Raw genomic sequence first — 12,514 nt, forward strand, 5'->3', positions numbered from 1 at the left:
AATCGTATTAAGAGGGGTGGTGCGAGCGTGACCGAGAAGCAGCATATTACGATAAAAGGCGTCAAGGATGGATTGATCTTCCTTCTTGACGACAATTGCGAGTTTTCCACGTTGTTGGACGAGCTGAAGTACAAATTGGAAAAGTCGCATCAACAGCTGCTGACAGGTCCCATTGTTCACGTGCAAGTGAAGCTCGGCACCCGTCAAGTGGACGAGGATGACAAGGAACGGATCAAGGCAGCGATCAGGCAGCAGGGCAATTTGCTCGTGCAGTCTGTCGAGAGCGAAGTGAAAGCGGAAGCGAAGCTTGAAGACGGCAATAATTTAAAAGTAGTGACAGGGATCGTCCGCTCGGGCCAAACGTTGGAACATGATGGGAATCTGCTGCTGCTGGGCGACGTTAATCCCGGAGGCACCGTGTACTGCACGGGCGATATTTACGTGCTCGGCGCGCTCCGCGGATTAGCCCATGCGGGATTCAAAGGGCAGAGAGAAGCCATCATCGCCGCTTCTTTGCTGAGACCGACGCAGCTTCGCATCGATGAGGTCATCAGCCGTCCGCCGGATGAATGGATGACGGGGGACGCGCTGATGGAGTATGCGTTTTTGAGCGACGGCGTAATGAAAATCGATAAAATGACGCAGCTGCAGCGTCTGCGGAAGCTGCCTGTCGTGTTTAGAGCTTGAGCGGGGAGTGTGAGGTCATGGGAGAAGCGATTGTAGTTACATCAGGTAAAGGCGGAGTCGGCAAAACGACGACTTCAGCCAATATCGGCACTGCGCTTGCTTTGCTTGGCAAGAAGGTTTGCATGGTAGATACGGATATCGGATTGCGCAATCTGGACGTGGTCATGGGTTTGGAGAACCGCATCATTTATGATTTGATCGATGTCGCGGAAGGACGCTGCAGACTGAACCAGGCGCTGGTAAAGGATAAGCGGTTCGAAGAACTGTACATGCTGCCGGCTGCCCAAACGAAGGACAAGAGCGCGATCACGCCCGAGCAGGTCAAGGAAATGATACTGGAGCTTAAGAAAGAGTTCGATTATGTCATTATCGACTGTCCTGCGGGCATCGAGCAGGGGTTCCGGAACGCCATTGCGGGGGCCGATCGCGCGATCGTCGTGACGACGCCGGAGAATGCGGCCGTACGCGATGCCGACCGGGTAATCGGTCTGCTCGAGCAGTCTCAGGTTCCTGCGCGTCTCGTCATCAACCGTATCCGCGCGAATATGGTGCGTTCGGGTGAAATGCTCGATATCGACGAGATTTGCCAAGTGCTTGCGATTGATTTGCTTGGTATCGTGCCTGATGACGAGAAGGTCATTCGTTCCGCGAACGCCGGAGAGCCGACCGTCATGGATCCGTCCTCCCGCGCCGCGATCGCTTACCGCAATATCTCCAGAAGGATGCTGGGCGATATGGTTCCCCTTATGCCGCTGGAAGAGAAAGCGGGCGTCATGAAACGCTTCCGCAAGTTTCTTGGAATAGGATGATTGTGAGTGTTGAATAAACTGAAAAAAATCGACGTCGGCATCATTATCATTTTGCTGGCCTTCACGGTTGTCAGTGCGATGCTTGTGCGCAGCGCGACGTACGGCAACCCGGAGTATGCCAATTATGACGTCAAAACGGTTATTTTCTTCGGTCTGGGTTTCTTCGTTGCATTGGTCGCGGCCATGATCGATTATCGTGTCTATTTGAAGGCTTGGTACGTGTTGTACGGTATCGGGCTCGTGCTGCTCGTTGTTGTATATTTGACAGCGCCGGAGATCAATGGAGCGAAGAGCTGGTTTCCGCTTCCCGGGGGACTTCAATTTCAACCGGCGGAGATGGTCAAGATCATTCTGATCATCACGGTCGCATACTTGATGGGCCGCAGACAGGGCGATCCGCTCCGGGTCAGACAGGACTTGTTCGTCGTCGCCTTCTTCTCGTTCGTGCCGTTTGCGCTTGTCATGATTCAGCCGGATTTGGGCAATGCCATCATTTATCTCGTGATCGTGCTGGGCATGCTCTGGATTGGCAACGTTCGCTACACGCATGTGCTTCTCGGCCTTACGATCGTGGTGGGCGGTATCATCCTGTTCATGTTCTTGTTCAATACCTACAATAAACAGATTCACGATTACATGGAGGATCATAGTAAACTCCACTGGTATGAACGGATCAACGGCTTCATTAATCCGGAAACGGCTTCCGAGAAAGAAGTATACCAAGCGAACAAAGCCAAAATCGCCATCGGTTCCGGCGGCCTTACGGGCGACGGTTACATGAAGGGCGAGTCCAAGAACCGCAAATTCATTCCCTATCCGTATTCGGATGCGATTTTCGTCGTCGTGGGTGAAGAGTTCGGGTTCCAAGGCGCGGCAATCTTGTTGATGCTATACTTCCTGCTGATTTACCGGATGATTATTATTGCCTTCCAGTGTTATGACTTGCGAGGATCATTCATCGTGATCGGAATCGTATCGATGTACGTCTTCCAAGTCTTCCAGAACATCGGCATGATGATCGGTCTGATGCCGATTACGGGCATCACGCTTCCGTTCATCAGCTACGGCGGGACGTCGCTGCTGCTGAATATGCTTTGCATCGGCATCGTGTTCAGCGTGAAAGTCCACCAGGAAAAATACGAATTGGCTACCTAACCGTCCGGCTCTGCCGGACGGTTTTCTCTTCGTTCAGAGCCGTTTGAAAGGATGAAGAAGAAAGAAGAAAGTAGAAAAAAGTAAGAAGAAAAAAGTAAGAAGAAAAAAGTAAGAAGAAAAAAGTAAGAAGAAAAAAGTAAGAAGAAGAAGGAGAAACCTATGTTCTCGCATTATATCGGCATTGATTATTCCGGCAAGGGGCTGCCCAGCCAGCGGCATACAGCGATCCAAGTCTTCGAGGCGTCCGCTGGCCCAATGCCCGTTCGGGCGCAGGACAAGAGCAGCTGGTCACGCCAAGGGGTCTATCGTTATTTAGCGGAACGGTTGGAAGCGCAGCGGGCCGGAAGCCTGGAGCCGATGATCGTCGGCATGGACCATGGGCTGTCGTTTCCGCTCTCGTATTTCCGGGAAGCATCGCCGTCCAAGCCGGAATTCCATTCCTGGATTTCGTTCCTGGCCCATTTCCACGACATGTGGCAGGGCGTCAAGACGGAATCCGTGTCATCCGTTCAGGCACCGACGCTGCCCTATGCCAATCCGACGGAGCTGCGGCTGACGGAGAAGTTCACGCCTGCGGCCAAGAGCGTCCTGAACTTGAATCCCACCTTGATATCGGTCGCCTTCTCGACGCATGCCGGCCTCCCATGGATCTACGAACTTCGCAACGAATATGCGGATGTGCTCCATGTATGGCCCTATGACGGACTCGTTCCTGAAGCGGGGATGAGCGTTATTGCCGAGGTGTATCCTTCGATGCTGCATCATCGATTCGACTATCCGCCCGAACTGACGAAACGGGACGAGAAGGATGCTTATGCGATCGCCAAGTGGCTGCAGGAGCAGGATAACGGCGGAACGCTTCGCCATTATATGAGCCTGGTGACGCTCGACCGCGGCCGATTGGCCGCGGTCGTACCGCTCGAAGGGTGGATTCTCGGCGTGCTTTAATCGTTTCGGCCAACTCTCATAACCCGTCCAACGCCTTCATATACTGGAGTGAACAAGCTGTATAAAGGCGGAGGGATTGGCGATGGATACCCGAAACAGCATCCGTGAACGCAGGCAGGAACGCATTCGCCGGATTATTGAGCATAATGCGAAACAGACGGCGCATGCCGAGCAACGTGCACAGCAGTACGAGCAGCACCAACAGCACCAACAGCAACCTAGGTTGTCCATGCAGCAACAGGCGCCGCAACATCATCAGCAGCAACAGCCCCATCAGCCGGAACAGCAGGGGCTGCTGCTTCCTGCTTCGGCGCGCGATCCTCGTGAAAGCAAACAGGGGCAATTCGTTCAGCCGGCCGTGCAGCGCGAGGAAGATCCGGAACGGTTGTGGAAAGCGAATCCCAATCCTTGGCAGACCGCAGGCTGGAATATCGCGCCGCTTCCGAGCAAGGACGTCCGGGCCAGCAAGCAGGGAGGTCCTCCTCCAGATCCGCCGAAGAACGACGCCCGGTTTATCGTACGGGGGTTGTTTATCCAATCGGTCATTGCGGCTGCGGTATTCGCTATCGTCTATTTGATGTTCAACGTGCAGCAGCCCGCCGCCAAGAAAGGCCAAGAAGCGGTAACGGCGGCCTTGACCGAGAATATGGACTTTCATGCGGCGTCGTCGCTATATCAAAAATGGTTCGCCGGCGCTCCGTCCTTCATCCCGTTCTTCGGCGCAAAAGGGGACGAGGAGTCCCGGTTTGCCGAGGGATCGGTCACGCTGCCGATCGTGTCGCCGCTGCCGGAAGGTTCGGTCGTACAGACATTCGCGGAGACGCTGAGCGGTGTCGAAATTGCCGGCACGCCGGACCAGACGGTGCTGGCCGCGGAGACGGGGCGGGTCACGCTCGTTACGGAAGACAGCGAGGATGGAGCAACGGTCGTCGTTCAGCATGCCAACGAGCGCGTGACCATTTACAGCCACTTGTTCAACGTTATCGTCGCGGCGAACGATTGGGTAGAAGCGGGCAAGACGCTAGGGAAGCTGGCTTCGGCGAAGGCGGACGAGAATGGACAGAGTTTGTTGTTCTTTGCAGTGAAGGAGAAAGGCCGATACGTCGACCCTGCGGACGTCGTTCCGATTGATTAAGATTGGCGGCATCCGGTGGTCCGTTCATCCGCTCTTCGTGCTCATTATGCTCGCATCCGTCTTTACGGGGTCCTTCGTGGAGCTGTTGACGCTGTTTGCGATCGTACTCGTTCACGAACTTGGTCATGTCATCGCCGCAAGGGGCTTTGGCTGGACGGTTCGGGAGGTGAAGCTGCTGCCTTTCGGCGGGGTGGCGGAAGTCGAAGACGGGAGCGGGCTGCCGGCAAGCGAAGAAGCGATCGTCGCGATTGCAGGTCCGCTGCAGAACGTTTGGATGGCAGGCTTGGCGTGGTTGCTCGGACAGCTGGGCTTGTGGCAGCCGGAATGGGCTGACTACGTCTGTCAGGCCAATATCATGATCGGCCTGTTCAATCTGCTGCCGATTCTCCCGCTTGATGGCGGAAAACTGATGCAGGCAGGGCTTAGCCGGACGCTGACGTTCCACGGCATGCTGATTTGGGGGGCCAGGATCAGTCTTTTCTTCAGCGCGCTAATGGTCGTGTTTGCCATCGTGCCAGCCGTGCTGAGCAAGAATGCCGTCCACTTGAACTTGAATCTGATCGCCGTCGGCCTGTTTCTGCTGCTGACCAATTGGACAGCCTATCGCAATATTCCCTTTCTGTTTCTCCGTTTTCTGACGAATCGTGCCATGTCGGCTTCCAAATCGGTAGCGCGGGGGACGTGGGCGTTTCCGATTATCGTGCCGAAGGGGTATACGGTGCTTGCCGCGCTGCGCCTCTTTAAGCGGGACAGCTATCATTTGATCGTCGTGATGGAGGAAAAAGGGGATGTGCTGGCCGTACTGCCGGAACAGCGCCTTGTCAGCGGTTTTCTATCGGATGGAAAAGCAGACCGTGCAGTCTTGGAGCTATTCATGTGAAAACACCTCTGCTTTCGGCCATTCGAGAATGGGCGATCTCGTGCAGAGGTTTGTTTTTTTGCCAATATGAATTCGTTTTTCCAATAAACTTGGAAACTTTAAATTCTTATGTGGTAAAATAAATATCCGTGGAGACCGTCTGAGGCAGGAGGGCAAAAGAATGAAAAAAATGCTGGTTCACGGTCAGAAGGACATGCTTCAAATTGCTATCGTGAGTGACAATTCGCTGTATGAGTATTACATGGAAAAAACGGAAAACGCGGGTCAGCTGGTCGGAAGCATCTTCAAAGCGCGCGTCGCGAATGTCCTGCCTGGCATGCAGGCGGCATTCGTCGATATCGGATTGCCGAAGAATGCGTTCCTTTATATTGATGATGTACTTCACCCGCATTTAGAACGTCAACCGAAGGAAAAACCGCAGATCAACTCCCTGCTTCAGCCTGGTCAGGAGCTTCTCGTGCAAGTCATGAAAGAACCGCTCGGAGGCAAAGGCGCGCGTGTCACGACCCATTTCTCGCTGCCCGGCCGGTTTCTTGTTTATATGCCCATTGCGGATTACATAGGCGTCTCCAAGAAAGTCAGCACCGAAGCGGAACGGTCGCGCATGCGCGCCGTAGGCGAGAAAATCCGGCTTCCTGGAGAAGGCGTAATCATGCGCACGGCCGCCGAAGGCGAGAGCTTGGCGTCGCTTCAGCAGGATGTGCAGTTTCTGCGGGAGCATTGGCAGGAAATCCATCATCGGGGAGAAACGGCCTCGGCCCCGACGCTGCTTCATCGGGACGCGGATCTCGTGCATCGGCTCGTCAGGGACCTGCTGACGACGGAGATCGACCAGATATGGATCGACGACGGTTCAGTCTTCCGGAAGACGAAGGCGATGATGAAACGCCTCGCCCCGGCCATGCTTCCGCGCCTGCAGTTATTCGAACCGCTAATCGGCGGCGCTTCGCTCTTCCAGCAGGATCATATTCACGAGCAGCTCCAAGAAGCTTTCCAGCGGCGGTACCGGTTGAAATCCGGCGGCGATCTCGTCTGGGACCAGACGGAAGCGCTCACGGTCATCGACGTGAATACGGGCCGGTTCGTCGGCACCTCCGATCTGGAGGACACCGTGTTCCGCACGAATTTAGAGGCGGCAGAACAGATTGCCCGGCTGCTGCGGCTCCGGGATATCGGCGGCATCATTATTGTGGATTTCATCGACATGGACGAAGAACAGCATCGCGAGCAAGTCATGCAGCTGCTGGAACGTTTGGTCCGGACCGACCGGACGAAATGCCAGGTTGTCGGCTGGACAAGGCTCGGATTGCTTGAAATGACCCGTAAAAAAGTACGCGAACAGAAGATTCTGCCTTCGAGAGAGACATCTGGCAATCGGGATTAGAGAGTTGCCGGAAGCTGCGCGACTAAGAATGATGTCAAATGCCTAAATTATTAATTGCTATCCATACGTATGTATGCTAAGATGTTATGGTGTCTGCGATTGAGAGAGATAATTGCAGTCCGAATTACCGCGCAGAACAGGTACATAAGTCCGGGTCAGCTTGGCTTACGCGGCACCTGAATCAGGCGAGTCTTCGATATAAGGAGGTGCAACACACATGTTCGCGATCATTGAAACTGGCGGAAAGCAATACAAAGTGCAAGAAGGCGACGTTCTTTACATCGAGAAACTGGATGCTGCTGAAGGCGAGAACGTAACATTCGACCGCGTATTGGCTGTTTCCAAAGGCGCAGAGCTCGTTACAGGTACACCGGTTGTTTCCGGCGCTACAGTAACGGCGACTGTTGAAAAACACGGCAGAGGTCAAAAAATCATCGTTTATAAATATAAAGCGAAGAAAAACTACCGCCGTAAGCAAGGTCACCGTCAACCGTACTCCAAAGTTACGATTGGCAAGATTCAAGCTTAAGAGGATAACCTATGATTACGGTGAGCATAACGCGGCAGTCCGCTGCTGATTCCCGAATCGTATCGTTTGCAATTGAGGGACATGCCAAGTTCGCCAATCCCGGCAAAGACATCGTCTGCGCCGGTGTGTCGGCCGTATCGGTCGGCACGGTGAATGCAATCGAAGCATTGGCGGGCGTCGAGCTCCCGGCTTCGATGAAGAGCGGCTGGCTGCGATCAGAAATCCCCGCTGGAGAACATACTGCAGATTCGGATGCGAAAACGCAGCTTCTCCTGGAAAGTATGATCGTCATGCTGGATTCGATTGCAGCCTCGTACGGTAAGTATGTCGTCATTCGTCAACTATTTCGTGAATAAAGGAGGGAACATCCATGTTGAAACTGAATCTCCAGCTCTTCGCTTCGAAGAAAGGTGTAGGTTCCACAAAGAACGGACGCGATAGCCAATCGAAACGTCTCGGCGCTAAACGTGCTGACGGCCAAACGGTAACGGCAGGAAGCATCCTGGTTCGTCAACGCGGAACGAAAGTTCATCCGGGCAACAACGTTGGTATCGGTAAAGACGATACGCTCTTCGCGAAAGTGGAAGGCGTCGTGAAATACGAGCGTTGGGGACGCGACCGTAAGAAAGTCAGCGTTTACCCGGTTGCAGTTGCTGCTGTAGCTGCAGCAGAATAAGCAACAATCCCCGGTCTGCATGCAGACCGGGGTTTTATTTTTTTTAGCGGCTTTTCTCGTCAACGGCAGGATTAATTTCAAACCTGAATAGATACGGCGTCTCCGTCCGCCTTGACCTTATAGAATGAATGTTCTTCTTATGCTATACTGTTTAAGGCTAGGAAAGAATAGGAAAGTAGGCTCGATCATGAATCGCATCCGATATTATGCGGCTGTTTCTGTCATCTTGCCGGCGGTGGCTGTCCTCATATGGCCGACGCAGCAGTGGTTGCTGGTTATATTCCTGATATGGACCTTGGCAGCGGCGGTACTGTGGAACCGCTCACTCGCGCGCGAACAGGCTTGGCAGATCGAACAGCTGGAACTCACGATGCAGCAGACGGCGATTGCAACGCTTAATCATCACCGACATGATTGGATGAATGACCTGCAGATTATTTACGGCTATTCTCGTATGGGGAAGACGGATAAGACGATTCAGTGCGTGGAACAGATAAAGGAACGGATGATGACGGAGAGCAAGCTCGCGAAGCTTGGCATACCGTCACTCGTGCTGTTTCTGCAGTCATTCCGGACGCTGACCAATGCGATGGTAATCGACTTGGAGATCGATGGCGAATTGAATTTGGCCGAGCTGTTTCCGGGTTCGAAGGATCAGGTGGCCAATACGATCATAGAGCTTATTCAGGCGTACCGTTATGCGGCGGTATCGGGCAGCGGCAATGCGGCCAAGCTGCTGATGGACGTATCCGCGGATGAGGAGAAGCTGCACTTGGCGTTTCATTTAGACGGCGAACTCAGGCCGGGCAGCGAATGGAAGACGAATTGCGATCAAGCGCTTCAGCGCTCGCCGCTTAAAGCAGCGGGAGTGGACGAGGGCAAAGGAATGCTAATGCTGGAAGCGCAGATTGGGAAGTAAACGGAGGACATAAAGCATGTTTGTCGATAAGGCGAAAATATTCGTAAAAGGCGGAGACGGCGGGAACGGCATCGTATCGTACCGTCGGGAGAAATACGTGCCGAATGGCGGTCCGGCAGGCGGAGACGGCGGTAAAGGCGGCAACGTCATTTTCCGCGTTGACAGCGGTCTGCGGACATTGATGGATTTCCGCTATCAGAAGCATTTCAAAGGCGAACGCGGCGAGCGCGGCAAAGTGAAAACGATGCATGGCGCGAACGCGGAAGACACGGTTATCCGTATCCCGCCGGGGACGGTCATTCTCGATGACGATTCCGGGGAAATCATTGCCGACATGACGCAGAACGGCTCGGAAATCATCGTTGCCAAAGGCGGACGCGGCGGACGAGGCAACTGCCGGTTTGCAACGGCCAGCAATCCGGCTCCGGACTTCGCCGAGAATGGCGAAGATGGCGAAGAACGCTGGATCATCCTGGAACTGAAAGTCATGGCGGATGTCGGTTTGGTCGGTTTCCCGAGCGTCGGTAAATCGACGCTGCTGTCGATCGTATCGGCGGCGCAGCCGAAGATCGGCGCTTATCATTTCACGACGATTTCGCCGAACCTCGGCGTAGTCGACGTCGGCGACGGCCGCAGTTTTGTCATGGCGGATTTACCGGGACTAATCGAGGGCGCGCATGAAGGCGTTGGCCTCGGACACGATTTCCTGCGACATGTGGAACGTACGCGCATCATCCTGCACGTGCTCGACATGTCGGGCTCGGAGGGACGCGATCCTTACGAGGATTGGGTAACGATTAATCAGGAACTGGAACTGTACAATCCGGTGCTGGCTGAGCGTCCGCAAATTATCGTGGCGAACAAGATGGATATGCCGGAATCCGAGGACAACCTCGCCTTGTTCCGTGAGCAGCTGGAAGCCCGCGGCGATGAGATCGAGCATAAGGTCGTAGCCATGTCTTCCTTAACCAAGAAGGGCGTGCAGGAGCTGCTGTACAAAGCGGCAGACCTGCTGGAAACCGTTCCGGAAACGCGTCTGATTGAAGAAGTGCGCGATGTGGCGGAACGCAAAGTGTACACGCTGGACAAGGAAGAGGACAGATCGTTCAAGGTCGGCAAGGAGAACGAAGGCTTCTACGTCGAGAGCGCGTATATCGAGAAGTTCATGAAGCGGGTAAACTTGAACAATTCCTACGATGCGATCATGCGGTTCGCAAGAACGCTGCGGATGATGGGTGTCGACGCGGAGCTTCGGAAGATCGGGGCGAAAGACGGAGATATCGTTCGAATCGCGGATTTCTCCTTCGAGTTCTTCGAGGGAAGCGACTTCTACTACCACGAATAGCGTTACGGACAGCTGCCGGAGCAGTGTTTGCAGGTTGACTGCAGATGCGGCTGACGGCAGCTTTTTTCATGATGAATGAGACAAGTTCGTGGAAATGACTATTGCCGCAGGTCTGTTTTTTAGATATAATGTCCTCTATGAGAGAACATGTGTCTTTGATGGGAGGACGTCCAGTGGAGGAACGATATTATGTCGTTCGCGAGGATATGCTGCCGGAAGCAATCGTGAAGACCATTCAGGTCAAGGAGATGCTCCGCCGCGGCGAAGCGGCTACCGTTCACGAAGCTGCCGAGCGGGTAGGTCTGAGCCGGAGCGCCTTCTATAAGTACAAAGACGGTGTTTATACGCAGAATCAACTCAAACGGGAAACGATCGTGACGATTTCGATGGATCTGGATCATCGGTCAGGCGTGCTTTCCAAAGTGCTCGGGCTCGTAGCCGGTTTAGAAGGCAACGTGCTGACGATCCATCAAACGATACCGCTGCAAGGATTAGCTAATGTTGTGATTTCCGTTGATACTTCAACTATGGGCGGGGCAATGTCCGAATTCATGGATGCGCTCCGCAGGCAGGACGGCGTCCGAAAGGCGTCCATCATCGGACAAGGATAGAACTATAACTGGAGGTATACGGAATGAAACCGATTAAAGTAGGATTGCTAGGACTTGGCACTGTAGGAACGGGTGTCGTTCGCATCGTGGAAGGTCATCAGCCGGACCTTCAAAGTCAAGTGGGCTCCCCGATCGTCATCGAGAAGGTGCTCGTGCAAAATAAAAGCAAAGTGCGTTCCGTCAGCATCCATCCGGATAAATTGACGGAAGACGCTTGGGATATCATTCATAACCCCGATATCGACGTTATCGTCGAAGTCATGGGCGGTATCGAGACGACGAAGAGCTATATTCTCGAAGCGCTTGCCCGCGGCAAGCATGTCGTGACGGCGAATAAGGACCTGATGGCGCTGCACGGTCCGGAAATTCTGGCGGCTGCTCAAGAGAACGGCTGCGACGTTTATTACGAAGCGAGCGTTGCGGGCGGCATCCCGATCATTCGTACGCTGGTTGAAGGCTTCTCCTCGGACCGGATTACGAAAATCATGGGTATCGTTAACGGAACGACGAACTATATATTGACGAAGATGAGCCAGGAAGGCGCAGCTTATAGCGACGTGTTGAAAGAAGCACAAGAGCTCGGCTACGCGGAATCCGATCCGACATCGGATGTCGAAGGCTTGGATGCGGCGCGCAAAATGACGATTCTCGCAACGCTCGGCTTCCGTGCGAACGTGGCCCTGGAAGACGTAGACGTCAAAGGGATCTCGTCCATCAGCCGCGAGGAGATTCTCTATGCGAAGCGCCTTGGCTATGAAGTGAAGCTGCTCGGTATCGCAGAGCGTCAAGACGACTATATCAGCGTCAGCGTGCAGCCGACGATGGTGAAAGCGACGCATCCGATCGCGTCGGTGAACGGCGTGTTCAACGCGGTTTACGTATACGGCGAAGCTGTAGGCGAGACGATGTTCTACGGCGCCGGCGCAGGCGAACTGCCGACGGCGACTTCGGTCGTCGCGGACTTGGTTGCAGTCGTGAAGAACCTCAAGCTTGGCGTCAACGGCAAGCAAGAGAAGCTGGCGTATAAAGAAAAGAAGCTCAAAACCGACGAGCAGATCGCATCGAAATACTTCATGCTGCTGCATGTCGCTGACCGCGCAGGGGTGCTTGCCCGAATCACGCAAGCATTCGCGGAGTATGAAGTCAGCTTGGAATCCGTGCTGCAGCAGCCGAATCCAAGCAATCCGGAAGCGGAAATCATCATCATTACGCATGACGCAAGCAAAGCTGCAGCGCAGCGTGTCCTGAAATCGCTCGAAGGCATGGAGGTCGTGAAAGCGGTCAAGAGCGTATACCGCGTAGAAGGATAACTTTTCTTTTCGACCATTGCCTGTAAGTAAAGCCTTGAATGCTAGCTAGTACAATACGCAACGGATGAAGAAACCATGACTGGCGATAGCGGTTATGCGTGCAGTACGTGAGGGTACGTCATCCGT

The 12,514-nt window shown here is 54.0% G+C and carries 14 protein-coding genes; all 14 read left to right on the plus strand.

Translation table 11 applies throughout. The features are described from left to right. The first annotated feature begins 27 nt into the window (after positions 1–27). On the plus strand, positions 28–687 hold the full coding sequence (gene minC / locus GZH47_RS27510; RefSeq protein ID WP_162644166.1) for a septum site-determining protein MinC: 660 nt from the start codon (positions 28–30) through the stop codon (positions 685–687). 17 nt (positions 688–704) lie between these two features. Next, positions 705–1,496, plus strand: coding sequence for a septum site-determining protein MinD (minD, locus tag GZH47_RS27515; protein WP_162644167.1), 792 nt, complete (start codon positions 705–707; stop codon positions 1,494–1,496). A 6-nt stretch (positions 1,497–1,502) separates the two neighbouring features. Further along, positions 1,503–2,651, plus strand: a complete 1,149-nt coding sequence (locus GZH47_RS27520; RefSeq protein WP_162644168.1) for an FtsW/RodA/SpoVE family cell cycle protein — start codon at positions 1,503–1,505, stop codon at positions 2,649–2,651. A 159-nt stretch (positions 2,652–2,810) separates the two neighbouring features. Next, positions 2,811–3,599, plus strand: coding sequence for a hypothetical protein (locus GZH47_RS27525; RefSeq protein WP_162644169.1), 789 nt, complete (start codon positions 2,811–2,813; stop codon positions 3,597–3,599). Between the two features lie 82 nt (positions 3,600–3,681). Continuing rightward, positions 3,682–4,734: a M23 family metallopeptidase gene (locus GZH47_RS27530; RefSeq protein ID WP_162644170.1), complete on the plus strand. Its 1,053-nt coding sequence runs from the start codon at positions 3,682–3,684 to the stop codon at positions 4,732–4,734. Beyond that, positions 4,727–5,614, plus strand: coding sequence for a M50 family metallopeptidase (locus tag GZH47_RS27535; protein ID WP_162644171.1), 888 nt, complete (start codon positions 4,727–4,729; stop codon positions 5,612–5,614). Before GZH47_RS27530 ends, GZH47_RS27535 begins: the two co-directional genes overlap by 8 nt. Positions 5,615–5,774: 160 nt before the next feature. Next, entirely contained in the window at positions 5,775–6,998 is a 1,224-nt protein-coding gene (locus GZH47_RS27540) for an Rne/Rng family ribonuclease (protein ID WP_162644172.1), read from the plus strand. A gap of 217 nt (positions 6,999–7,215) precedes the next feature. Next, the gene (gene rplU, locus GZH47_RS27545; protein ID WP_162644173.1) at positions 7,216–7,527 is read left to right on the plus strand and encodes a 50S ribosomal protein L21; all 312 of its coding nucleotides are present in this window, start codon (positions 7,216–7,218) and stop codon (positions 7,525–7,527) included. Between the two features lie 11 nt (positions 7,528–7,538). Further along, the gene (locus GZH47_RS27550; RefSeq protein ID WP_162644174.1) at positions 7,539–7,883 is read left to right on the plus strand and encodes a ribosomal-processing cysteine protease Prp; all 345 of its coding nucleotides are present in this window, start codon (positions 7,539–7,541) and stop codon (positions 7,881–7,883) included. Positions 7,884–7,897: 14 nt separating this feature from the next. Next, positions 7,898–8,203 (plus strand): 50S ribosomal protein L27, encoded by a 306-nt coding sequence (rpmA, locus tag GZH47_RS27555; RefSeq protein ID WP_162644175.1) that lies wholly within the window; start codon positions 7,898–7,900, stop codon positions 8,201–8,203. A gap of 187 nt (positions 8,204–8,390) precedes the next feature. After that, complete coding sequence (locus GZH47_RS27560; protein WP_162644176.1) at positions 8,391–9,122, plus strand: Spo0B domain-containing protein; 732 nt, start codon at positions 8,391–8,393, stop codon at positions 9,120–9,122. A 16-nt stretch (positions 9,123–9,138) separates the two neighbouring features. Next, a complete protein-coding gene (gene obgE, locus GZH47_RS27565; protein WP_162644177.1) occupies positions 9,139–10,467 on the plus strand; it encodes a GTPase ObgE in 1,329 nt (442 codons plus the stop codon). A gap of 173 nt (positions 10,468–10,640) precedes the next feature. Further along, positions 10,641–11,078 carry an ACT domain-containing protein gene (locus GZH47_RS27570; RefSeq protein WP_162644178.1) on the plus strand — a complete coding sequence of 146 codons (438 nt, stop codon included), beginning with the start codon at positions 10,641–10,643 and terminating at the stop codon, positions 11,076–11,078. Between the two features lie 23 nt (positions 11,079–11,101). Beyond that, the gene (locus GZH47_RS27575; protein ID WP_162644179.1) at positions 11,102–12,388 is read left to right on the plus strand and encodes a homoserine dehydrogenase; all 1,287 of its coding nucleotides are present in this window, start codon (positions 11,102–11,104) and stop codon (positions 12,386–12,388) included. The last annotated feature ends 126 nt before the right edge of the window (positions 12,389–12,514 follow it).

It is taken from the genome of Paenibacillus rhizovicinus (genome assembly GCF_010365285.1).
In the GTDB taxonomy this organism is placed as follows: Bacteria; Bacillota; Bacilli; order Paenibacillales; family Paenibacillaceae; genus Paenibacillus_Z; species Paenibacillus_Z rhizovicinus.